Genomic DNA, 23,248 nt, shown 5'->3' with positions numbered 1-23,248 from the left:
AACTTATTGGAATCTGAATACTGGATATATGCTGAGTTTCAACTTCAATCAAAAGAAGAAACAAGGCGTTGAAAGAGTTCAGATAGGGGATAAAGTTCTATTTGAAGGAATTGTTTGATTTGATTTTTTACCTTTGCCTTGCGTACAAAGTGTGCGCAGGGCATTTTTGTTGCCCTGCCTATAACTACAAGGTTAGTATTTATACAACTAATATTTAGATGAAAAATCCATACTAATTCTGCATTTCTGATATATTATTACCATGATCTGTGGTAGAATAATGAAACTATGATTTTGATATATATTGCGTATTGTAGCCTATAGTAAACGACTTTAGAAATGCCTTATGCCAGTTATCTAATGCTGGCATATAGGACATTTGATGATTGGCAAAGTGCATTTCCTTAAGCCATTTACTATAATTAAGGAACTATGACAAGACCAAAATCTCAGAACTCATAGAAGAAAAAGACAACAAGTAGGAGCAGTAAATGGTAGATTTAAGTAAATCAATTGAAGAACTGGAAAATGATTACTGGGGCGAGCCTACACATGATACGTACATTATTGTTACTTGTCATGAAGCCAGGCAAAAGCCCATTGAAAGCTTATCGGATGAAGAGATCAGATGTTTGATCGGACAAAAGATCGGACTTAAATACCTTCTTCCAATAGCGATAGAGATGTTAGCGGATGATCCGCTTGTGTGCGTGACACATTTTGAAGGAGACCTTCTTCTGGCGTTACTTAGCCTTAATGACAGGGATTGGACAGATAATCAGGAAGAATTAGATTCCCTTAAGAAGATAGTCGAGGATAATCGTTCCGATATCGAAGCGAATGAAGAAATACCAAGTGAACTATTAGATAGGTTTAAATAAGAGTGCTCTTGATGATTCAAACCGACTTCCAGGAGCATGACTCTTCAGAATGAGCTGATAGAAAAGATTGTATGCAAAAAAATAAAAGTATACAAATAGCATAATAAGTATCTATATGATGTAAGGAAATGATATGGCAATAAGACAAGCAACAATTTCAGATGTATCTCGCATAGCAGAGCTGATAGTTACAAATTATCGTACTAATTTTTATCCAATCTTTAAGTACGATGCATTCTATTTTGGCGAGTTAAATGTTCTTGATACAGCGAAAGAATATTTGGATAATCCGGATATTCTGAATAATACCTATGTTTTTGATGATGGTGTAGTAAAAGGCATGATAAGGCTTGATGACAGGCAGATCGTAAAATTGTTTGTAGAGCCGCAGTTCCAGAGCCAGAAGATTGGTGCAAAGCTCCTTAACTTTGCTACCAAAGAAAAGAAAGCGGACTGGCTTTGGGTTCTTGAGCAAAACGAAAGAGGAATAGCTTTTTATAAACGCAACGGATTTGATTTTACAGGAGAAAAAATGCTGGAAGATGATTATGTTTCTCTCCTGAAAATGAAGCTTCAGAAATAATTATTGAATCAGACTTTTTTGTAGGGTATGAATTTAAGCAAAGCCTTTTGAAAGTTCAGCAGGCTATACTTATATGGATGCGTACTGGTTGATGAAGAAGCTGTAAAAGCTTGCATTGGGATTTGCACAGGAGTAGACGAAAATGGAGTATAAGTTTGCAACAAGGGAAGAATTATCTGTAGAAGAAACAGTGCAGACAGTTATTTCTGAATTAGAAGAGAGCTGGATCTACAAGCTGATAGATCACGAGATAGAGAAGGTATAATAATGTGTGGTGCTAATATTACGGTTTATGGGGAATGAAAATGTGCGGAATATGTGAAAGAATAAAAGAGACAAAAGAAGGAAAAAATCCCTTTCTTGTTAAGGAACTTGAAACGGGATTTGTGGTTATTGGAGATTTTCAACATTTTAAAGGATATACTCTTTTTCTTTATAAGGATCATGTTGTGGAACTGTTTGATCTTGATAAGGAAACAAGAGCTAAGCATTTGCAGGAGATGACTCTTGTTGCAGAAGCTGTCAAAAACGCTTTTGGAGCCGAAAAGATGAATTATGAATGCCTTGGTAACGGCGAAGGTGGTGCACATATACACTGGCATCTTTTCCCAAGAAGAGCTGGAGATATAGAGAACTATGGCAACAACGGCAAGGGACCAGTTTGGTGGTATCCTATGGAAGAAATGTATGCTGATAGTAATAGACCCGGCACCGAAGAACTTGAGGAGATGAAAGCAAAGCTTCTTTGCGAGCTGGATAAACTGCTTAAATAAGCAAAATGAGTGGATTATTATGAATACTATTCTGATTGGTACATTTTCTATCACAGCATTGGTATTCGTGTAAGAAATAGAAAGTTTGGAGAATAGAGAGGGGAGAGTTGTAAAATAACAACTAAAGATATTCATCTAGGCAAGGGAGTATGAAATACAGTGAATAAATATATTAGAACCATAGAAATAATCATGGTATCCATAATAACAGATTTAATTTTCCTTATATCAATTTTATCGGCCGAATTCGGATTTATGTCTATTTTCCATATACTTCTTATCCTGCTTCCGTTTTTGTGCAGTATTTTGTTTTATATGATCATTCAGTCTCCATCGCGAAAAGAGAAAGTGGCTTTCAATTTATTCAGGATATTATTATTGCTTGCTTGGGTGAAATTTTTGGATTTTAGATTTCTTGGAGGCGACTCACAAGAAATGTTCTTAAGTTATGTTTTGTTAGTTATTTTCCTGGATGCAGTTTTATCTGTACCTGTTTTTTATCTAATAGGATGGTGTTTAAAAAGGAAACAATTAAGTGTTACCTTGGGCATTCGTTGCAAAAGTATTGTAATGGTATTGCTGACCTGTTTTATGATCATTACAATTTCCATTTTGCTAAAAAACTACTGGCATTATTTTGATGGTTCGTGGTCGGCAACTTATGTTGGTATATATAGTAATGATAAGGTTGTCCTTGATCAGCATTATTTTTGTTACAACGACGTAGTTGAAGCAGATTTTAAGGTTAGAGGCAGTACTATAATATTGGATATGGATTCTATACGAATAAAAGAGAATTCATCAGATCTTTATTCAGATTCTCAAAAGCAATATATGTTAGACGAAATCATGACCTTAGCTGAAAAAAATGGCATTAACCTGTCAGGTTCGAATTCCCAAATGTGGTTCGCCTATGACTGGGACCATTTTGAGGCAACCTCTTTAGGACGAGTATATGACACGGTTCCACCCTATAGATATAATGATGTTCCGTGGTGGGGGTCTTATGTTGATAATGATACTAATGATAAGGTTGTTCTTGATCAGTATTATTTTTGCTACAACGACGTAGTTGAAGCGGATTTTAAGTATGGAGACGGTGCGATAGTATTGGATATGGATTCTATACGAATAAAAGAAAATTCATCAGATAATTATACAGATTCTGAAAAGCAGCAAATGTTAGACGAAATCATTTCTTTAGCTGAAAGTAATGGCTTTCACCTGGCAACTTCGGATGGGGAAGTGTGCTTATACCTATACCATCATAGCTTTACAAATTTTAACGTTTTCCATCCAGTACTTGAGTGAGACTTGGCATAATTATTACTAATTTGGGCAGGGATGAAAAAATGTTTTTTGATGTTGATGATTTAAAGACAGAAGATTTGGATTAACATGAGCTTTACTTGAGGAGGACTGCTATGAAGATTGAAATGGAACCAATTGGCTATGTTAGAAATGAAGTTAAGGACAGAAAAGATGTTTCCTGGGGTGAGGATACTTCTTCTATAGTTCTGGATTCCCAATACATTTCAGGATTGAAGGGACTCGAAGATTTTTCTCATGTGATCATTCTTTATCATCTTGATAAAGCAAAGTATGAAAAAGATAAACATCTGCAAAGAAGACCGCAGAACAGAGAAGATATGCCACTTGTCGGTATTTTTTCCCAGAGAGGAAAAGATAGACCTAACCGCATCGGAATGACTTCCGTCAAAGTGGTTTCTGTTTCTGAGGATACGCTGGTTGTTAAGGGACTTGATGCCATAGATGGCACTCCTGTTTTGGATATAAAACCGTATTACCCTGTATATGATAAGAAAGATGCGGCTGTCCCTGAATGGGTAGATCGTTTGATGGAACATTATTTCTAAATATACTTTTTGTAGAGGATTATTTTAATGAAAATAGCAATTATTCAGGCAACCTCACAGATTAGTAAAAATAAGTTGCTGTATTCAGCAGTAGAGAAATATGCTTCCGGATCAGAAATATACAATTTTGGCTGCTCGGAAGATGATATTTGTTCATATAGCTATATAGATATATCGCTATTGATAGGATTATTGCTGGCGAGTGAATCAGTTGATTTTGTTGTTACCGGGTGCTCTTCCGGGCAGGGTATGATGCTTGCTTGTAATAATATGCCTGGAGTTTTGTGCGGCTATGTACCAACACCAAAAGATGCATATCTCTTTGCACAGATTAATAACGGCAATGCTATATCACTTCCACTTGGAGAAGAGTATACGTGGAATGGAGCAGATAATCTTGAAAAGACAATCGAGAGTGTTTTTTCCGAGCCATTCGGACAGGGATATCCCAAAAATGAGAGCGAAAGAAAACTCAGAGATACTGCGATATTAAAGAAGATAAAGGCTGATTCACAGATAAGCTTTTTGGAGCTACTTGATAAGCTGGACGAGGAATTACTTAAAAAGATGCTTAGCAAAAAGGATGTCATAATTTTTGTATTAACTAACGGAACGGATCCTGAAATTGCTAAGCGGTTAGGCGAGGAATTAAAAGCATGAATTATACAGATAACAAGGTTAAAGTTACAGTAATAGAAAGTCATTGCCCCAAATATAAGGAAGGCGATGTTATACGTTTTGTAGGAAGTGATCTTGATAAAGAAAATAGTGATAACGTATGCATGGTAGCGATGCAGGCTATTTATCCTTTTATCTATGCATTCAGAAGAGGTGGCAATCTCAAGAATGGACCATATCAGTGCATAGACTGTGGCGAAACTGTAAAATTCAATATCGAGATTGATTCTTAGAGAGGAAAAATATGGAAATAAGAATAGCGACCAATGACGATATTGAATACATGATGAGTAGCAGGCTGGAGATGCTTAAGGAGGTCAACTCCCTTGATCCGGACAACAAGATTACTCATGTATCAGTAATCTTTCGTGGAGAAGTAAATGTTGAGTGACGATGCCCAAAAAAAGATTATTAGCAATGCAATTAAATATATACAGAAAGTATTCGATAATAATTCGGACGGACATGATACAGACCATTCTCTAAGGGTTTATCACAATGCCCTTTCTATTAGTTCTAAGTATCAGGAAGCGGACTTGTTTGTGATCTCTTTGGCAGCTATTCTTCATGATGTCGATGATCACAAACTTTTTAATACCAAGAACAATCAGAATGCGAGAACTTTTTTGGAAGGTCAGGATATTCAGGTTGAAACCATAGAATGGATAGTGGATATTATAAATGGAGTATCCTTTAGTCATAATAAGGACAAGGTGCCTGAGACTCTGGAGGGAAAAATTGTACAGGATGCAGACAGACTTGATGCAATTGGAGCTATAGGAATAGCAAGAACATTTGCGTATGGCGGAAAGCATGACAGGTCTTTGGAAGATTCATTAAAACATTTTGATGATAAGCTTTTACTTCTGAAAGATTTGATGAATACTGAGGCAGCAGCTGATATAGCTAGTGAGCGCCATGCGTTCATGGAAGCATTTCTGAATGAGTATAGAAAAGAGTGTTGAAGAGAGGGGAGTGTTATGGGGAAAATACCATCTGTAGAAGAAATAAAGAATTACTTAGAAGCGGTTGAGAACGCTAGTAGGGAAAATCATGTAATAAGAGGCTCTAGCATTGAAGAAATTGCAATGAAGCGCAAATTAACATTACCGTTGATGTCAGCATGTGAGCAAATTAATGCTGATCCTGAAAAAATATGGAAATTATGTAAGAAATTCGCTCAGTTCTCACATGTCCCGATAAAGCTAAATGAATATGAGCGAATGACTTCATTTGCTCAGGAAGAATGTATTGTAGATACTGTATTAAAAACACTTGAAACATATCATCCTTCTGAACAACATACCAGTGCTGATTTTGAATTTGATATAATAGGCTATTATTACTGTATAGCTCTAATTTCTCAGTCGGATTATAGAATAGAAGACTGTAAAAACAGGATTCATGAAATATGTCGTTTTTATATTCAGAATCCGAGCAATAGTATTGATGTGTTAAAAAGAAATATGTCTGTACTAAAAAACAAGCGTCCATACTTAAGGGAATATGAGGAATACCTTGAATTAGAAAACATTTCAGAAGAAGATCGATCTGTTTATGATTAAATAGAATCTGGTTGTAGTTACTGTATAGGAGAAAAGAAATGAACAATCAAGAAGTTGTAGAATCTAAAAGACTGATAATGAGGCGCCTTATGCCTGAAGATTATAAGGTAATGACTGCCTGGGATATGGATGAGAGAGTCTTCAAGTATTTGCTTGGCTCTGCATGTAAGTCTCCTGAAGAGCCACTTGCATGGCTACCCAAGAAAGATCCCACTTCCAAGATCAATATACTCATGCTGGTGTCTGATAAAGAGGATGGACATGCAGTTGGAATCTACGCTCTTAACCATGATGTGGACAGAGATGTGTGGACTTTATCTTATGTCAACAGATACGATGACTGGGGTAAAGGCTATACCGTAGAAGGAATGAATGCACTAATGATGCATGCAGCAAAGGTCTATGGGGCACGCACATTTGAGGGTGAGTGCGCAAAGGAAAACATAGGAAGCAGAAGAGTCATGGAGAAACTTGGGATGGTGTACGACCACAGTTCGTCATATACAAAAAATGATGGAAGTGCAACTTTCGAATCAGATGTATTCCTGCTAACAATCCAAAAGGAGAAAGGTTAAAATGAAAGTCAGAGAATTATATGATCACATATGTACGTTATCGCAGGACTTGGACATAACAATCATAGATATTAATGTTTGTACCATGATTATAAAAGAAGGCAAATTGTTCCTTGCAACTGGCTATGAGGATACGCCTGAAAATGAGGATCCTGAGCTATGTCCATTAAGAGCTTATTATCTGAAAAAATATCTGGATGAACATAAAGATGTCTTTGACTATGAGGTGTACTGCAGCACTTATCCTTACAGCGATAATACTGCAAAGAAACCGTCTGTAAAGACCAAAGTTACACCTGTAAATCTTGACTTATATACCAAGGATGCCGTTAACCTTCTGGCTCCGGAAGAGCTTGATGAAAATGGTATACCTCTTTGGGTTAAAGCTCAAAAAGAAAGAAAGCCTGGCTTTTTTGAGAGGTTGTTTGGAAAAAAAGAATGAGAAAAAATAAATTGTTTACGATAACTATTGTATGTACTTGATGAACAGATGGATCGGACTGATTGGACTATACTAGACTGAAAATGCGAAAGCTCTAAATAAAACACCCGGAAAAGCTCTGTAATATCTTTTGATAGAGATAACAGAGCTTTACACGCAGTGAAATAAGCCGGATGACAAAAAATCTGTCATCCGGTTCATTTTTTGTTATAGTAGTACATAGTTTAATAATTTGAGATTAAAGATTTTTTGATAAAAGAGGTTTATAACATGGAATACACACACATCGTTCAGTATTACGAAACCGACAGGATGGGAATAACGCATCATTCAAATTATATCAGGTGGATGGAAGAAGCCAGGATAGATTTTCTGTCTCAGATTGGATGGGACTATGCAAAGCTTGAAGAAATGGGGATAATATCACCGGTTTTGAATGTGAACTGCGACTATAAAATCAGTACTACGTTCTCGGACCATGTTCAGATAAGTGTCAAGGTCAAAGAGTTCAAAGGCGTTAAGCTCCATCTTGCATATGAGATGAAGAACAAGGCGGGTAAGACTGTATGTAAAGCTACATCTTCTCATGCATTTTTAGACAGAGAAGGAAGGCCTATACGTATGAAAGACGAGCAGCCTGAGCTTTACAAGGTACTTAGCGATCTGGCTGCGGAGTAAGAGTTTTAGAGGGAGAATAAGTAACATGAGTAACAAAGAAGAGTGGAACAGAATTTTGCAGATAATCGGGGATGATGCATGCGACGAAGATAAGGAATTTAAAGGCAATTGTGTAAGAAAGTTCAATTTCTTAAGAACTATTTTTTATATTGTTGTATTTGGAAGTGCCTTTTATATCTTTCAAGGTGGAAGGCTTATTCCGCATGATAGTACCTGGCTTAGGCTCATTGTAGTAGCTATTTTACTTACAGAAATATTATACCTTAAGCAAAAAAGAGTTCTTCACCGCGAACTTAACAGATATGCCTTCAGAGAATGCCGACCGGATAAAGGCCTTTCAAGGTACCTTTCCTTTGTTCCGACAACCCTGAACAAGCAGATGTTGTGGAGTGTTACTCAGTATAATTTCGGAAGCATTTTGTATAGACTTGGAAAAATAGATAAAGCGTCTAAATGTCTTGGCCTTATGCAGGAAGCATCCGCAACAGCCAACAATATGCTGATAGCTTTGCATTTAAAGCAGCTTATAGCGCTTTACTACAATGACTATGATACAGTTAAATCCTGTGCGGACGAGGGATGCAAGCTTTACCCTAAGGCTAGGCATTCTATATGGAATTTTAAGATATACAAAGACTTGCAGCTGTACAGAGACTATGCTTATTGCTGCATAAATAATGACTATGAAAAGATATATACCGTACTTGGCACTCCTCAGGAAAGACCTTTGGATGAAGTTGCAAGGCAGTACTATCTGTATCTTACAGCCAAAAAGCTTGGTGATATTGAAAATGCTGAGAAATACAAAAAGTATATATCTGAAAATGCCGGAACTACCTGGTATGGCAAAGCTGTTGAAGCTGACTTCATTCCTGAAGAAAAGCCCGATAACTATCCTGGGTATGTTGTAAGTGATGAAAAGCTACATAATCCAAGTAAGGTGGATAGGGAAAGACTAAAATATTTACTTATAGGAGTACTGATCGTTCTTTTGTTTTACTATTTACCAAGACTTTTTTGAGGATTTAGTGTTAGAGGCCAAAATATGATCCTGCTTGTGGTACTGGAGGAATGCTTTCTGTAGCGGAGGAATATCTTCATAGTCTTAATGCGTCTACAGAACTCGTGTCTTTTGGCCGGGAGATTAATGATCAGACTTTTGCTATTTGCAAAACCAATTGAATAGCTATATATCATTGTATATAACTAAAAAGCGAGCATCATCTGGCGTTTTACGATAGATGATGCTCGCTTTTGCGTTATTTATCGCGGAAATTTATTTTCGCTTTTATATCGCAATATATGAGAAGTAATTGTGTATATCTGAATAGAAGACTTTGCAATTAATAAATATAATTCTAAATATCATGTTACAGGTGTAGATGTTGTAACCTGTGCAATAAAAAGCAATTTAAGAATAAAGCTATAACAAACTGAAAATCATACATATAGGGAATGCTAAAACTTTGGGGATTCCCAGGAATCGGCTAAGACTAGGGCAACCCTATATACATGAATTTTCAGAAGCTATTTATAGCTGTTAATAAGATGAGAGGTACTTTAAACCAATGAACAGAGAAGAAGCAAGAAAAAAAGCTGAAGAGCTTGTAAAAAAGATGACCTTTGAAGAAGTGGCATCACAGCTGCGTTACGATTCTCCGGCGATTGAAAGACTCGGAGTTCCGGAATACAACTGGTGGAATGAAGGACTTCACGGACTTGCCCGCAGTGGAACCGCTACTGTATTTCCTCAGTCTATAGGACTTGGAGCAACATTCGATAAAGAGCTCATGGAAGAGATCGGTAACTGCATCGGTATAGAAGCAAGAGCCAGATATAATGAATCTTCCAAGAGAGGCGACAGAGATATCTATAAGGGACTTACAATCTGGTCACCCAATGTCAACCTCTTCAGAGATCCTCGTTGGGGAAGAGGACAGGAGACATACGGCGAAGATCCTGTACACATCTCCAAGATGGCAATTCCTTTTATCAAGGGTATTCAGGGCAAAAAGAAGACTATGCTTGCTGCAGCCTGTGCTAAGCACTTTGCTGTACATTCAGGACCCGAAGCTCTGCGCCATTCATTTGATGCAAGAGTAAGCCTTAAGGAGATGTATGAGACATATCTTCCCGCATTCGAAGCTTGTGTCAAAGAAGGCGAAGTTGAAGCTGTCATGGGCGCTTACAACAGAACTAACGGCGAGCCATGCTGCGGACACAACTATCTTATGAAAGAAGTCCTTCGTGGCAAGTGGGGATTCAAGGGCCACTTCGTATCTGACTGCTGGGCTATCAGAGACTTCCATGAGAATCACAAGGTTACAGCTACTCCTGAAAGAAGTGTCAAGCTTGCTCTTGAAGCAGGATGTGATGTTAACTGCGGCTGCACATATCAGAAGATCCTCTCTGCTAAGAGAAAAGGACTTATTGATGAGAAGACTGTAAGAGAGTCTGCTATCAGACTTTTTACAACACGTTTCATGCTTGGAATGTTTGAAGAAAATGAATGGGATAGCCTTGGATTTAAGGATATCGATACCAAGGAGCACAGACAGCTTGCTGACAAGGCTGCTCTTGAAAGCGTTGTCCTTCTTAAGAATGACGGCATCCTTCCTCTTGATAAAAAGAAGATCGGAAGCATTGCTGTAATAGGACCTAATGCTGATTCCAGAGCTGCTCTTATAGGTAACTATCACGGAACACCCGGAAGACACGTGACTGTACTTGAAGGAATCATGGACGAAGCAGGAGATGACATAAGCGTACATTACGCTAAGGGTGCTCACCTCTTCATGGACAAGGAAGAGAACCTTGCCAAGCCTTTTGACAGAGTTACAGAAGCTGTTATCGCAGCTGAGAATACAGATCTTACAGTTCTGTGCCTTGGACTTGATGAGACACTTGAAGGAGAAGAGGGAGATACAGGTAACTCCTATGCTTCAGGAGACAAGAACACTCTTGAGTTCCCTGAAAGCCAGGAAGTTCTCTTCGATGCACTTGTTAAGACAGGTAAGCCTATCATCCTTCTTGTTATGACAGGAAGTGCTATGGATCTTAGATTTGCCAACGAGCACTGCGCTGCAGTCCTTCAGACATGGTATCCGGGCGGACAGGGCGGTAAGAGCATCGCTGATATCCTCTTTGGTAAGGTATCACCTTCAGGTAAGCTCCCTGTTACCATTTATAACAGCCTTGAGGATCTTCCTGAGTTCACAGATTACAGCATGAAGGGCAGAACCTACAGATTCATCGAAGATGACAACAAGGTTCTCTTCCCATTTGGATATGGTCTTACTTATTCCAAGACTAGCGCTAAAGATCTTAAGGTTGTTAAGGACTTCGCAGATGGAGATGCACAGGTAGAAGTTACTGTATCCAATACAGGAGATGCAGATGTAAGTGATGTACTTCAGCTTTATCTTAAGGTTGCTGACTCAGCACTTGAAGTTCCTAATGCTCACCTTGTAGACTTCGAAAGAGTTGAACTTAAAAAAGGCGAGACCAAGACAGTGACATTCACAGTACCTAAGAAGTCACTTATGGTTGTAAACGAAGAAGGCGAGAGAGTCTTCGAAGGCTCCAAGGCTGATATATATGTAGGATTTGCAGGACCTGATAATAGAAGCGCTGAGCTTACAGGAACATCTGCTGCACATGTCAGCATTGAGTTTTGATCAGATTAACTAAATAATTCGATATAAAAATCGTATATCAGGATTTTGCTAGAATATAGTATTTGAATTATATATATAGAAAAGAATATTTAAAAAGTAAAGTCAAAAGTGGCATATCGTATTCTGCGATATGCCATTTGGAAAAGAGGAATTTAAAATGCGTGGACCGGTTGCTCCAAGAGATCCGGAGAAAAAGAGACAGTTTTACTTTCTGATGAAGGATAAGAATGTATTTGCCTTCCCAACACCTGATGGAAAGGGAATCACTCCCATCTATCTTGATGGCGGAAGACTTATAGAAGCAAGTAAGTTCGTTGGTAATCTTTCTGATGAAAATCTTATAGATATGCTGAAAACAGCGCAGGGCTTTAAGAAGCTCGTTCATAGTATCGGAGTAATAGTTGATGGCTGTGACAAGGATACAGAGTGTAAGTTCGTATTCCAGTTCTATGGCAAGAATGACCTCCTCGGAGGCGGAACACTTCTTGAGATGCCTGTAGCTTGTAACGGAGCTGAGCACCTTCTTGATCTTTCTGCTATCGATCTTACTGATGAAGATAAGGAAGTTGGTCAGTGCCGCTTTGAATATGGCGCTAATGACTTTACTGCCAATGTGACAGTTAAGCTTTATCTTAATGACGGATTTGATGCACCTGTTCAGGAAGAGGATGCACCAGTAGATCTTGAAAGCGCAGAATTTGCAGCACATGTAAGGGACAGCGTCCTTCAGGTTGGTAACTCCTACAGATTCAACAAGGCTGTAGAAAAGGCAAGACGCGGAGAAGATACAACGATCGCATTTATCGGCGGTTCCATAACACAGGGCGCCGGTGCTGTTCCGATCAACACAGAATGTTATGCATATAAGACATACGAAGCTTTCAAAAAGCTCACAGGAATGGATGAAAACATCCATTATGTAAAGGCCGGTGTTGGCGGAACCCCTTCAGAGCTTGGAATGCTTCGCTATGACAGAGATGTAAGAAGAGACGGTGAGGTTGAACCGGATGTTGTTATCGTTGAATTCGCTGTTAATGATGAAGGCGATGAGACCAAGGGTGTCTGCTTTGAAAGTCTTGTCAGAAAGATCTGGAATGGCAAGAGTCAGCCTGCAGTTATAATCCTTTTCTCAGTTTTTGCTAACGATTACAATCTTGAGGATAGACTCAGCCCTGTAGGTAAAGCCTACGATCTTCCGATGGTAAGTCTTAAAGCCTGTGTTACAGACCAGTTCTATAAGACCAAGGATACAGGAAGACTTATTACTAAGGCACAGTATTTCTACGATGTATTCCATCCGACCAACACAGGCCACAGCGTAATGGCTATGTGCCTTGAGCAGGTAATGAAAGACATGCTTGATAATAAGAGCGAAGCAGATACAGATTTTGACAAGGTGGTATCACCTATCGGTACTGACTTTGAAACAGTTGTTCTTTTTGACAAAAAAGATAAGCCTGTAGAAGCTCTTATCGACGAAGGTGATTTTGACAGCACAGATACAGAGCTTCAGGCTGTTGAGATGAACATGGACATTAAGGGTACTAAGCAGTTTCCAAATAACTGGAGATTTGATGCCAAAAAGCACGGTTCATTTTCAAAGCCATTCACAATGGAAGTTGAAGCAAAGCGCCTTGTTATCATAAACAAGGATTCAGGAAGCCCTCTTGAGGGAGTAGCTGATGTATACGTTGATGGGGAATACGTTAGAAGCATCAATCCTTTGGATAACGGCTGGGTACACTGCAATCCTCTGATAATCCTTAATGATACAGAGTGCAAAAAGAGAAGAGTAGAAGTTAAGATGGCTAAGGGAAGCGAAGAAAAGAGCTTTACGATTCTTGGATTTGGAATTGTAAGATAAGTCTTCTGCGATTGGTCTTTTGATTTATTTATAAAAACGGGTATAAAACTATAAAGTATTGACTAGAGGTTATGACAATGAAAAGAAGAATAGTTGGGTTATTACTTGCTTTAAATATGGTATGTTTGGCAGGCTGCACCGCCGCAAACAGTGGTGGTCAAGGATCCTTAGCTCAGGGTGAAAGCACGCAGCAGGCAGCGCTTGAAGCATCAGCGGATTCATCTGCAAACGCATCAGACTCAAGCGCTGCAGCTTCTACACAGTCAGCTGGCAACACTTCAATATATGAAAAGGAGTGGTACAAGGAAGCTATAAAGTCCGGACTTCTCTCAACCGGTACAAACGGAAGATTAGAGAATTTTGTCAATAAGCTTCGAAATGGTGAAAAAGTCACCATCGCTATGATCGGCGGGTCAATTACAGAGGGCGGCGGAGTTAAGGATACTACAAAGTCTTATTGCGATCAGTTCATTACAATGCTAGGGGAGCAGTATCCTGATGCAGAGATTGAATATGTAAACGCCGGTGTTGGCGGTACACCTTCTGCGCTTGGTATCATGCGCTATGACAAAGACGTTACATCGCTTTGCAGCGAAACTCCTGATCTTGTAGTTGTAGAGTTTGCAGTTAACGATTATGAAGAGCCTACCGAAGGAAGAGCCTATGAAAGTCTTGTAAGGCAGATACTGGAAGAAGACGATGAGACAGCAGTAATGCTGATGTTCGCAGTCTTTAAGTCCAAGTGGAACCTTGAAGATCTTTACATTCCTGTAGGTAATCTGTACGGACTTCCAATGGTAAGTGTAAAAGACGGTACAGCTGCAGCATTTGAGTCAGGAGATCTTTCAGACAGCCTTTACTTTAGTGATGAGTATCATCCAACAGCTCTTGGTCACAAGATCATGGCTGATACAATGATGAATCTCATAAATGAGATAGACTCTAAGATCAAGACCAAAACAGCAACTGATAAGATTGCTCCTGTTCCTGAGACTTACTATTATTCACCGGATTTCCTTAACATGAAGCTGGTTACAAGTAAGGACTCAAATGGAGCCAAGGTTAGTACCGGAAGCTTTACTCTTACGGATACTGAGGTTCATCAGAGTGTCAGGAGCGACGAAGTAACATTCCCTGATAACTGGTCACGAGACGTCAGCGGTAACGAGCCTTTTGTTTTGGAAGCCAATTGCAAGAACATCCTTCTTGACTACAAAGCAGCTAATAACTCAGAATATGGAGAAGCAGAAGTATATGTAGATGGCGAGCTAATGCTTACTATCGATGCTAATAGAGCTGATGGCTGGAACAATAACAATGTAGAGATTGCATTTGATGATTCTAAAGTTTCCTCTCACAAGCTTGAGATCAAAATGGCAGAGGGAAGTGAAGACAAGAAGTTCACAATCCTTGCAATAGCTTATTCTGATGAAGAGATGAACCTTACACAGGACAGAAGTGCTAAGGCAGCTGCTTCTGAACTTGCCGGAACCACAATGCTTGATGTGTACAAAGATTCATTTAAGCTAGGCGTTGCTCTTCCTAATAATGTATTTAATAGTATGACTGATTTTGATACTGCAGTTAAGGATAACTTTAACAGTATCACTTGTGAAAATGAGATGAAGCCTGAATCGCTTCTTGACAAAGAAGCATCTGCAAGTGGTCTTCCGGATTCATATTATGAGCCGGCTGTTCATTTTGATAACTGTCAGCCTAGTATCAATTACTGCGAAGAAAACGGCATCCAGATGAGACTTCATACTCTTGTATGGCACAATCAGACTCCAAGATGGTTCTTTACAGAAGATTACACAGATGACGGCGATCTTGTTGACAGAGAGACTATGCTAAGACGAATGGAGAGCTATATAAAGTCAGTCCTTACATATTTTGACAAAGAGCATCCTGGTCTTATCTATGCAGTAGATGTTGTTAACGAAGCCTTTGACGTAGGCGACGGAGATGAGAACGGAATCAGACAGAAAAACAATCTCTGGTATGAGGTTGTGGGTCCTGACTATTACGTAAGAGCATTTGAATATGCAAGTAAATATGCATCTGATGATTATTCTCTTTTCTACAATGACTATTCATGTATGTGGAAAGGTGATCTTATCCTTGAGAACCTCTCTGAAGTCAAAGAAAATGGCTGGATAGACGGAATCGGAATGCAGTCACATCTTTCAACCAGTGATGATATTGATAAGTTCCTTGAAACAGCCAAGTCCTTTCTTGATGCTGGATATGAAGTTCAGGGAACAGAGCTTGATATAGGCGTTAAGTCAAGTACTAATGCTGAATTTCAGAAGCAGGCAGATTTGTATAAGGCATATTTTGAAGGAATGCTTGAACTTAAGAATCAAGGCTATAACGTAACCAGCATCACAGTATGGGGCATCGACGATGCACATACCTGGAGAAGCGGCGAAGATCCGCTCCTTTTTGATAAGGATCTTAAGAAAAAAGATGCTTACTATGCAATAATAGAAGATTACGAATCTTGAGAAAAATATAGAAAATTATTACGAGGAATAGACCGATGCAGAGTTTGAATCCTATTATGAAAACTGATTATCCGGATCCGGATGTTATAAGAGTTGGTAATGCTTATTATATGGTGAGCACAACTATGTATTTTTTCCCTGGATGCGCTATTTTAAGATCTTATGATCTTGTGAACTGGGAGATAGTTAATTATGTTTTTGACAAACTGGAGGATAGCTCTGCTGAGAACCTCGAGAGAGAAGAAAGCATATACGGACATGGAATGTGGGCTCCGACCCTCAGATTCCATAACGGAATATACTATATAGCTTTTTCATCTGTTGATATCAAAAAGACTTACTTTTTTACCACAGATGATATTGAAAAGGGCAAGTGGGAGAAACACTATATGGATGGCTTCTTCCATGACTTATCACTTCTTTTTGACGATGACGGAAGGGTATATGTAACTTATGGCAATGGAGATATCTGGATCACAGAGCTTGAGCCTGACCTTTCTGCTATCAAAGAAGGCGGCCTTTCCAAGATCATAATAAGGGATACAGATGATGTATATCTTAGATATGAAGGCTCTCATATCTACAAGATTGACGGCTATTATTACATCTTCCTTATACATTGGCCCAAGAGCGCCGGAATGAGAACACAGGTCGTATACAGAGCAAGTGATCTAAACGGCGAATTCGAAAGAAAAGACCTTGTGATCGATGATATCGGCAATCCCGGAAGAGGCGTAGCACAGGGCGGAATCGTTGATACTCCTGACGGAAAATGGGTTGCATATCTGTTCCAGGACTGCGGTGCAGTAGGAAGAGTACCGGTAATAATTCCTCTTACTTTCAAGGACGGCTTCCCATATGTAAGTGATGATCTTAAGATTCCTTCTGAAAAAGAGATAAAGAAGTTTCTTGATACTCAAAATTTGGCTAAAGATCATAAATATGATAAACTATACACTTCGGACGATTTTAAATACGATGTGACCAAAACATCTCATCCTGCTCTTAAAAAGCAGTGGCAGTGGAATCACCTTCCCTGTGATTCAGGCTGGAAGATCAAGCATGAAGGCGGTCTTGAGATCAAGAATACCAAGATAGCAACTAACCTTGTTCATGCCAAAAATATGCTCACCCAGCGCATGATGATGCCAAAGTGCTGCGCTCAGGTTACAGTTGATGTAAGCGGTCTTAAAGACGGAGATGTAGCAGGAATCTGCGCTATGCAGGGATGCTATGGCCTTGTGGGTGTCAGAAATCAGTCCTTCCAGAAAGAGCTTGTCGTTATGGTCAGGAAGAAAGAGGAAGTTGACAGATTTGACAAAAGAATAGATTATCTGCCCGGTAATGTCGTATTTTCGCGTATAATAGATACAGACGTCGTTACGCTCAAGATTTGTGCTGACTTTACCGGAGGTAAGGATACTGCATATTTTTATTATGATGCGGGCGACGGAATGATTGATACAGGAATTAATCATAAGCTTCATTTTGGTCTTGATCATTTTACCGGATGCAGATTCGGACTATTTAATTTTGCTACCAAGCAGCCCGGTGGAAAAGCTATTTTCAACGACTTTGAATACGAAGCTTAGGATGATTACTGTCACCCGGGTTTTGTAAATGAAAAATAGCATTAATACAAATAATATTTATAAAAACAGTATTATAAAAAAGCTCTATTCAATGAGCATCACACAAAAAATAATAATATTCTACTTGATATTCGTTATAATACCCTTGTTTGTTGTAGACGGTATTATAGCAGGTATTATTTGGAATGCAGAAAAAACGGAGAGGCAGACCTTAAATAAAGGCGTTGCCTCTTCTATTGAGTTTACTCTTGGTTCTGATTTTGGGATGATCGATGAGATGACTACATCGGTATATCTCAATAGCGGAATATATGATTTTCTAAATACAAAATATGCTTCGGAATATGACTACTACATTGCTTATGGCAATCTGCGCAAGACCTCGACCTTATGGGAGCTTGCAAGCCTTGAGCATTGTAGTTTTAATTTTTATGCGGACAACTCTACACTTGTCGGTGGTGGCGGAATTCAGACTATAGACAGTATCAAGGATACTCTATGGTATAAGGATTTTAAAGCCTGTGGCAGTAACAAGCTCTTATGGTTTGGTTATTACAAGGATGAGACCAGAAATATAGAAAAATCCAAGCATATATATCTGATTCAGGCTTTGGATTATTATCCGAAGCCTTCTAAAGAAAAAATACTCGTATTTGAACTTAGCTACGATTATCTTATTAAGGAACTTACAGAGCTTTCAGGCATTAACGAAGGTGTTTTGTTTGAAGTTACTCAGAAAGACCGTGTAGTTCTTTCTAATGATATCTCAGATACAACTTATGATGATTTCAGGATCAAAGCTGATGAAAAGAGTATTGACTATTCTATAAAAGCTAAGCTCTATGGCTGCGATATCGATATTAATGTATTAAAAAGAGAAAACTATGTTAAAAGGGCAGTAAATAAATATATTACTATTGTCCTTATTCTTGTTGCTATAAGCTTTATCATGCCGCTTTTTGGACTGACTTACTTCAGGGCGCTTTTGCTGAACAGGCTGCTAAGACTAAGTAGTACAGTTAAGAAATATAATGACGAACACTTAGAGCTTGCAACTGATACAGAAGGCGATGATGAGATAGCACTTCTTGCCAGAAACTATAATACTATGGCAGAGCGTATCAATTATCTTATAGATACTGTCTATAAACAAAAACTTAGAGAAAGTAAATCCATCATGGCAAGGCAAAAAGCGGAGCTTTTAGCACTTCAAAGCCAGATCAATCCTCATTTTCTCTTTAATGCTCTTGAGAGTATCAGGATGCACAGTATCATCAAAAAGGAACAGGAAACTGCCAGGATGATAGAGAATCTTGCCATAATCCAAAGACAATATGTCGAATGGGGAAGTGATATGGTCAAGATCAAAGATGAGATGAACTTTGTATCCGCTTATCTTGATCTTCAAAGCTATAGATTTGGCGACAGGCTTTCGTATTCTATTGATATAGACGATGAAGCCCTGGAATACGATATTCCAAAGCTGTCCATGGTAACTTTTGTGGAAAATGCCTGTATTCATGCTATAGAACCTAAAGCCTCAAAGGGTTGGATCTTCGTAAGAGCATATATCAAAGATGATAATATGTATATAGAGATAGAAGATACCGGAATTGGAATGGATGATGAAGATGTCTTGTCTCTTTCAGATAAGATGAATAATGCAAGTATAGATATGCTCAAAACCAGTGGCAGAGTGGGAATTATCAATGCATGCCTGCGACTTAAAATGTATGCGGGCGAGGGGACTTATTTTGACATATCTTCAGAAAAAGGGGTAGGAACTCTTATAACTATTAAGATTCCTGCTGATAAGAATACTAAATTAAGATAAGGATAGTAAAAATGCTCAGGGTATTGTTAGTAGATGATGAACCACATATATTACAGGGACTTAAAGCTCTTATAGACTGGAATAGCGAGGGCTACGAGATCGCTGCGACATTCTCAAACGGTCAGGATGCTCTTGACTATCTTAAGGATAACAGGGTTGATCTTATAATAGCAGATATCAAGATGCCGGTTATGACCGGTCTTGACCTGTTGAAAGAGATACGAAAAAGCGGTGTAAGCGATGCAGATTTTGTTATCAGCAGCGGTTTTGCCGATTTCTCCTATGCCCAGACTGCTATCAAGTATGATTGTAAGAGATATATATTAAAACCTGTTGATAAAGAGGCTTTATTAGAGATCCTTGGTGAAGTTAAGCAAAGAAATCACACTCAGGACAAGGCTCCTATATCCAAGGAGATGGAAGATGCATATTTTGAGCGTGATCTTATAGGTGTTATAAGAGGCAAATTCGATGATGTCATGCTGGGAAGAGTTCTTAATAAGATAAGTGATGATGATATCGTAAGATATATAGAGATACAGGCAGAAGAAGCCTTCCTTCCTGACGAAGACAGGGATGAATCTGACAAGATCGCCATGCAAAGGAAGATATACGAAGCTGCCAAGGCATTTCTTTCGGATAATGAATTTAATGCTGTATTTGATCCATCAGGTCATGATAACATTTATGATGTGGGATTTATATATACAAGATCCCTTTCTGTGAATATGGGATGTAGTGAAGAGGACTATTTTATTAAGCTTCACGATTATATACGCGACTATACCAATTTTGAAATAAATCTTTTTGTTGGTAAAAGCGTCAAGGGGCTCAGGAATACAACAAAGTCCTACGGAACAGCCCTCCGGCTTAGATTCTTAAAAGGCTTTAGAGAAAAGCAGAGCATATACAACTACGATGATAATGATATAAAAAATAGTAATGAAAAAGTACTGATATTAAAAGATTCTATTGACGATTTCGTCCGAGCTGTCGAAGATTATGACAAAGACAGAATATTAGAAACCGTAGAAAAGCTCTACACAGATGTAAGAGAGTCAGGCGCCAGCAGCTTTATTGATATTAATATCAATTATATAGTTTTCCAGCTTATCAATCTTGCAGCCAAGCTTGATGATGATATAAACCAGGAAGAGATACTCAGGATAATTAGTGAGAAGACCTTTGAAAAAGGCGCTTTAAGAGGCAGTAAAGAGCATTTTAAACAGTTTGCTCTGGAATATGCCGATTACCTCTCTCAGCTTCGTAAGAACGTCTCCACAGGCGCTCTTGCCGATATAGAAAGAGAAGTAAGAGATAATTATATGAGCAATCTTACGTTGAAGGGTCTTGGTGACAAATATTATGTTAACAGCGCTTATCTTGGTCAGCTTTTTCATAAAAGATACGGCTGCTCTTTTAGGGATTATCTGCATAATTACAGGATTGAAAAGGCTATATCGCTTCTACTTACAACAGATATGAAGATCTATGAGATAGCTGCTGCAGTTGGTTACAGGGATGTAGACTACTTTGTCAACAAGTTCATCGCAGTAAAGGGATGTACCCCTGCCAAATTCAGAAAACAGGAGAAGAAAGACAATTAAAGTAAAATGTCAGTAAAGACAATTAGAGTAAAATGGCACTTAATGCCATATATACGAGGTTTTATATGAACAGAAAAAAGATAATAGCTGTAATTCTTGTGGCTGTATCAGTTTTTATATTGATCCTGGGTAATAGGCTATTATTTGGGAATAACAAAAAGATCATAGAATTCACAGCCTTTTATGCGGCTCCAGGAATAGAGCTGAATAAGGACAATGAAATAAAAAATATCATAGCAAGTAAGACCGGCGTTATGGTCACAGAAACCTGGCTTCACGGTCAGACCGCCCAGGATGCTGTTGCCATGCTCATAGCATCAGGAGAATATCCTGATTTTATAGATGGCGGAGATGCTTCTAAGCAGCTCTATGAAGCCGGAGCGCTTATAGCCCTTGATGATTATATAGACAAGTATCCCAATATCAAGGCTTACTATTCTGATGAAGAATGGGACAGATTAAGACAATCCGACGGACATATATACTGGATTCCACAGTTTAGTAATTATAAAGGCAAAGATACTTCCTGTACCCATAATGATGAGGCATTCTGGATTCAGACAAGGGTTTTAAAGTGGGCAGGATATCCCGAGGTTAGAACACTGGATCAGTATTTTGATCTGATAGAAGCTTACTATGAAGCCAATCCTACTATGGAAGATGGATCAGAGATCATCCCTTATACTATACTGTGCGAAGACTGGAGATATTTCTGCCTTGAGAATGCACCGCAGTTTTTGGATGGATATCCAAATGACGGATCTGTTATTGTAGATCCTGAGACTTTGAAAGTAATAGATTATAATACTACGCCTACTGCCAAGGCATATTTTATGAAGCTCAATGAGGAGTTTCATAAAGGTATAGTCGATCCTCAGTCATTTACTCAGACATATGAAGAGTATATAGCTAAGTTATCTACAGGAAGAGTTCTGGGAATGGTAGATCAGTGGTGGGACTTTGCAAGCTTTGCTCTTGATTCTATCAAGCAGGCTGGTCTTGATGAGCAAGGCTGTGAATATGTACCTGTGCCGGTTACTATCTCTGAAGACGTACATAATCAGTGGCATAGCTCAGGAGATCAGCTCAATGTATCGGGAGGAATTGCTGTTACAGTTGATTGCAGCGACGTTGATGCTGCTCTTGGATTTATTAATGACCTTCTAAGCGAAGATATACATAACTTAAGGTTCTGGGGACAGGAAGGAGTAGATTATCAGGTTGATGACAATGGAGTATTCTACAGAACCCCAGAACAAAGAGAAAAACTCTTAAATACAAACTATAAGATGTCTCATATGTGCTACTATCCATATTTTCCCCGTTACAGAGGCACAAGCGATGACGGTATCAATTCACTTCTTCCAGAAGACCAGCCGGGAGAATATTATGACGGGCTTAGCGATAGCATCAAAGAGTGCTTCGATGCCTATGGAGTTAAGACCTATGTGGACATGCTTGGAAGTAATGAAGCTCCAGGCCCCTGGTATCCAATGTATTCATACTCCAACAGTATGACCAATGCAACCTCCGGAGGCCTTGCCTGGAACCTGATGGGTCAGGTCAAACACGAATACCTTCCCCAGGTGGTAATGGCAGATGATTTTGAAGCTATGTGGAAGAAATATATGAAAGCATATGAACGCTGCAATCCACAGGATTTTCTGGATGAGATGCAGGCTGAGCTTGATAGAAGAGTTTCATCTAAGTAAGTAACTTGCACCTGTAAAAAGACTCAAAGTGATGTTTTTTACAGGTGGGAAGTCTGTAAATAAGAAGCGCCCCTTCCATTTGGAGTGGGCGCTTTCTTTGTTTGCGCGCCATGGGTGCGCTCTAACGGGTGAAAGTCCCGAACACGCCCAGATAGTGGGAAGTGTATAGCTGAACAGCAAGGGTGTCCATCGTGAGGTGGAATCTGAAGGAAGCTGTGAGCAAATCTCTGGTCCGACGGACAGAAATCACATATAAGGCTAGGCTACGAGAGATAAGTTGGCAAAGAACAACGAGGTCTAATAACTATCACATTTGTAGTAGCAGAGTAAATGTGGCGGATATATGGAGAGAAAGAGCGTGCGCCTTAAGCGTGGAGGTCTCACAGTGGTTTCATTAGCCTAG

Annotated in this window: 22 protein-coding genes and 1 pseudogene; all 23 read left to right on the top strand. The window is 39.0% G+C overall.

Features of this window, described 5'->3' with window-relative positions; all coding sequences use genetic code 11:
• Positions 1-491 precede the first annotated feature (491 nt).
• Positions 492-881, top strand: coding sequence for a contact-dependent growth inhibition system immunity protein (locus BMX21_RS09400; protein WP_092043718.1), 390 nt, complete (start codon positions 492-494; stop codon positions 879-881).
• Between the two features lie 133 nt (positions 882-1,014).
• Complete coding sequence (locus BMX21_RS09395; RefSeq protein WP_092043715.1) at positions 1,015-1,464, top strand: GNAT family N-acetyltransferase; 450 nt, start codon at positions 1,015-1,017, stop codon at positions 1,462-1,464.
• A 142-nt stretch (positions 1,465-1,606) separates the two neighbouring features.
• Positions 1,607-1,729, top strand: a complete 123-nt coding sequence (locus BMX21_RS19845; RefSeq protein ID WP_278304521.1) for a hypothetical protein — start codon at positions 1,607-1,609, stop codon at positions 1,727-1,729.
• Between the two features lie 40 nt (positions 1,730-1,769).
• Entirely contained in the window at positions 1,770-2,237 is a 468-nt protein-coding gene (locus BMX21_RS09390; protein ID WP_022758094.1) for an HIT family protein, read from the top strand.
• Positions 2,238-2,636: 399 nt separating this feature from the next.
• On the top strand, positions 2,637-3,548 hold the full coding sequence (locus tag BMX21_RS09385; protein ID WP_143057237.1) for a hypothetical protein: 912 nt from the start codon (positions 2,637-2,639) through the stop codon (positions 3,546-3,548).
• A 113-nt stretch (positions 3,549-3,661) separates the two neighbouring features.
• Positions 3,662-4,114 carry a tRNA (N6-threonylcarbamoyladenosine(37)-N6)-methyltransferase TrmO gene (tsaA, locus tag BMX21_RS09380; protein WP_022755733.1) on the top strand — a complete coding sequence of 151 codons (453 nt, stop codon included), beginning with the start codon at positions 3,662-3,664 and terminating at the stop codon, positions 4,112-4,114.
• A gap of 27 nt (positions 4,115-4,141) precedes the next feature.
• Entirely contained in the window at positions 4,142-4,774 is a 633-nt protein-coding gene (locus BMX21_RS09375; protein ID WP_092043709.1) for an RpiB/LacA/LacB family sugar-phosphate isomerase, read from the top strand.
• A complete protein-coding gene (locus BMX21_RS09370; RefSeq protein ID WP_073388067.1) occupies positions 4,771-5,025 on the top strand; it encodes a TIGR04076 family protein in 255 nt (84 codons plus the stop codon). Before BMX21_RS09375 ends, BMX21_RS09370 begins: the two co-directional genes overlap by 4 nt.
• Before the next feature lie 11 nt (positions 5,026-5,036).
• Positions 5,037-5,183, top strand: a complete 147-nt coding sequence (locus BMX21_RS19360) for a hypothetical protein (protein ID WP_177173988.1) — start codon at positions 5,037-5,039, stop codon at positions 5,181-5,183.
• Positions 5,173-5,757 (top strand): HD domain-containing protein, encoded by a 585-nt coding sequence (locus tag BMX21_RS09365; protein ID WP_092043706.1) that lies wholly within the window; start codon positions 5,173-5,175, stop codon positions 5,755-5,757. The genes BMX21_RS19360 and BMX21_RS09365 overlap by 11 nt, the downstream gene beginning before the upstream one ends.
• A 15-nt stretch (positions 5,758-5,772) precedes the next feature.
• A complete protein-coding gene (locus BMX21_RS09360; RefSeq protein WP_092043703.1) occupies positions 5,773-6,357 on the top strand; it encodes a hypothetical protein in 585 nt (194 codons plus the stop codon).
• 38 nt (positions 6,358-6,395) lie between these two features.
• The gene (locus tag BMX21_RS09355) at positions 6,396-6,932 is read left to right on the top strand and encodes a GNAT family N-acetyltransferase (protein WP_092043700.1); all 537 of its coding nucleotides are present in this window, start codon (positions 6,396-6,398) and stop codon (positions 6,930-6,932) included.
• 1 nt (position 6,933) lies between these two features.
• Positions 6,934-7,374: a hypothetical protein gene (locus BMX21_RS09350; protein WP_092043698.1), complete on the top strand. Its 441-nt coding sequence runs from the start codon at positions 6,934-6,936 to the stop codon at positions 7,372-7,374.
• A 270-nt stretch (positions 7,375-7,644) separates the two neighbouring features.
• On the top strand, positions 7,645-8,052 hold the full coding sequence (locus tag BMX21_RS09345; RefSeq protein WP_092043695.1) for an acyl-CoA thioesterase: 408 nt from the start codon (positions 7,645-7,647) through the stop codon (positions 8,050-8,052).
• 25 nt (positions 8,053-8,077) lie between these two features.
• Entirely contained in the window at positions 8,078-9,073 is a 996-nt protein-coding gene (locus BMX21_RS09340; RefSeq protein ID WP_027205461.1) for a hypothetical protein, read from the top strand.
• Positions 9,074-9,108: 35 nt separating this feature from the next.
• Positions 9,109-9,234 (top strand): annotated as a pseudogene (locus BMX21_RS20185) (N-6 DNA methylase); the annotation flags it as partial.
• A gap of 386 nt (positions 9,235-9,620) precedes the next feature.
• Positions 9,621-11,729, top strand: coding sequence for a glycoside hydrolase family 3 C-terminal domain-containing protein (locus BMX21_RS09330; protein ID WP_092043692.1), 2,109 nt, complete (start codon positions 9,621-9,623; stop codon positions 11,727-11,729).
• 157 nt (positions 11,730-11,886) lie between these two features.
• Positions 11,887-13,593, top strand: coding sequence for an SGNH/GDSL hydrolase family protein (locus BMX21_RS09325; RefSeq protein WP_092043689.1), 1,707 nt, complete (start codon positions 11,887-11,889; stop codon positions 13,591-13,593).
• 77 nt (positions 13,594-13,670) lie between these two features.
• Complete coding sequence (locus tag BMX21_RS09320; RefSeq protein WP_177173987.1) at positions 13,671-16,100, top strand: endo-1,4-beta-xylanase; 2,430 nt, start codon at positions 13,671-13,673, stop codon at positions 16,098-16,100.
• A 35-nt stretch (positions 16,101-16,135) separates the two neighbouring features.
• A complete protein-coding gene (locus BMX21_RS09315) occupies positions 16,136-17,692 on the top strand; it encodes a glycoside hydrolase family 43 protein (RefSeq protein WP_092043684.1) in 1,557 nt (518 codons plus the stop codon).
• A gap of 91 nt (positions 17,693-17,783) precedes the next feature.
• The gene (locus tag BMX21_RS09310) at positions 17,784-19,526 is read left to right on the top strand and encodes a sensor histidine kinase (RefSeq protein ID WP_177173986.1); all 1,743 of its coding nucleotides are present in this window, start codon (positions 17,784-17,786) and stop codon (positions 19,524-19,526) included.
• Positions 19,527-19,537: 11 nt separating this feature from the next.
• Positions 19,538-21,133, top strand: a complete 1,596-nt coding sequence (locus tag BMX21_RS09305; protein ID WP_092043678.1) for a response regulator transcription factor — start codon at positions 19,538-19,540, stop codon at positions 21,131-21,133.
• A gap of 65 nt (positions 21,134-21,198) precedes the next feature.
• A complete protein-coding gene (locus BMX21_RS09300; RefSeq protein ID WP_092043675.1) occupies positions 21,199-22,845 on the top strand; it encodes a type 2 periplasmic-binding domain-containing protein in 1,647 nt (548 codons plus the stop codon).
• Positions 22,846-23,248: the final 403 nt, after the last annotated feature.

Source organism: Butyrivibrio sp. TB (assembly GCF_900110805.1).
GTDB lineage: Bacteria > Bacillota > Clostridia > Lachnospirales > Lachnospiraceae > Butyrivibrio > Butyrivibrio fibrisolvens_C.
Note: the sequence above shows the minus strand (reverse complement) of the source record. Positions and strands in the feature narration are given on the sequence as shown.

What these genes read in the sequence shown, in the direction of transcription:
- BMX21_RS09400 (WP_092043718.1), top strand. Translation starts at nt 492, where the DNA reads ATGGTAGATTTAAGTAAATCAATTGAAGAACTGGAAAATGATTACTGG.
- BMX21_RS09395 (WP_092043715.1), top strand. Translation starts at nt 1,015, where the DNA reads ATGGCAATAAGACAAGCAACAATTTCAGATGTATCTCGCATAGCAGAG.
- BMX21_RS19845 (WP_278304521.1), top strand. Translation starts at nt 1,607, where the DNA reads ATGGAGTATAAGTTTGCAACAAGGGAAGAATTATCTGTAGAAGAAACA.
- BMX21_RS09390 (WP_022758094.1), top strand. Translation starts at nt 1,770, where the DNA reads ATGTGCGGAATATGTGAAAGAATAAAAGAGACAAAAGAAGGAAAAAAT.
- tsaA (WP_022755733.1), top strand. Translation starts at nt 3,662, where the DNA reads ATGAAGATTGAAATGGAACCAATTGGCTATGTTAGAAATGAAGTTAAG.
- BMX21_RS09375 (WP_092043709.1), top strand. Translation starts at nt 4,142, where the DNA reads ATGAAAATAGCAATTATTCAGGCAACCTCACAGATTAGTAAAAATAAG.
- BMX21_RS09370 (WP_073388067.1), top strand. Translation starts at nt 4,771, where the DNA reads ATGAATTATACAGATAACAAGGTTAAAGTTACAGTAATAGAAAGTCAT.
- BMX21_RS19360 (WP_177173988.1), top strand. Translation starts at nt 5,037, where the DNA reads ATGGAAATAAGAATAGCGACCAATGACGATATTGAATACATGATGAGT.
- BMX21_RS09365 (WP_092043706.1), top strand. Translation starts at nt 5,173, where the DNA reads ATGTTGAGTGACGATGCCCAAAAAAAGATTATTAGCAATGCAATTAAA.
- BMX21_RS09360 (WP_092043703.1), top strand. Translation starts at nt 5,773, where the DNA reads ATGGGGAAAATACCATCTGTAGAAGAAATAAAGAATTACTTAGAAGCG.
- BMX21_RS09355 (WP_092043700.1), top strand. Translation starts at nt 6,396, where the DNA reads ATGAACAATCAAGAAGTTGTAGAATCTAAAAGACTGATAATGAGGCGC.
- BMX21_RS09350 (WP_092043698.1), top strand. Translation starts at nt 6,934, where the DNA reads ATGAAAGTCAGAGAATTATATGATCACATATGTACGTTATCGCAGGAC.
- BMX21_RS09345 (WP_092043695.1), top strand. Translation starts at nt 7,645, where the DNA reads ATGGAATACACACACATCGTTCAGTATTACGAAACCGACAGGATGGGA.
- BMX21_RS09340 (WP_027205461.1), top strand. Translation starts at nt 8,078, where the DNA reads ATGAGTAACAAAGAAGAGTGGAACAGAATTTTGCAGATAATCGGGGAT.
- BMX21_RS09330 (WP_092043692.1), top strand. Translation starts at nt 9,621, where the DNA reads ATGAACAGAGAAGAAGCAAGAAAAAAAGCTGAAGAGCTTGTAAAAAAG.
- BMX21_RS09325 (WP_092043689.1), top strand. Translation starts at nt 11,887, where the DNA reads ATGCGTGGACCGGTTGCTCCAAGAGATCCGGAGAAAAAGAGACAGTTT.
- BMX21_RS09320 (WP_177173987.1), top strand. Translation starts at nt 13,671, where the DNA reads ATGAAAAGAAGAATAGTTGGGTTATTACTTGCTTTAAATATGGTATGT.
- BMX21_RS09315 (WP_092043684.1), top strand. Translation starts at nt 16,136, where the DNA reads ATGCAGAGTTTGAATCCTATTATGAAAACTGATTATCCGGATCCGGAT.
- BMX21_RS09310 (WP_177173986.1), top strand. Translation starts at nt 17,784, where the DNA reads ATGAGCATCACACAAAAAATAATAATATTCTACTTGATATTCGTTATA.
- BMX21_RS09305 (WP_092043678.1), top strand. Translation starts at nt 19,538, where the DNA reads ATGCTCAGGGTATTGTTAGTAGATGATGAACCACATATATTACAGGGA.
- BMX21_RS09300 (WP_092043675.1), top strand. Translation starts at nt 21,199, where the DNA reads ATGAACAGAAAAAAGATAATAGCTGTAATTCTTGTGGCTGTATCAGTT.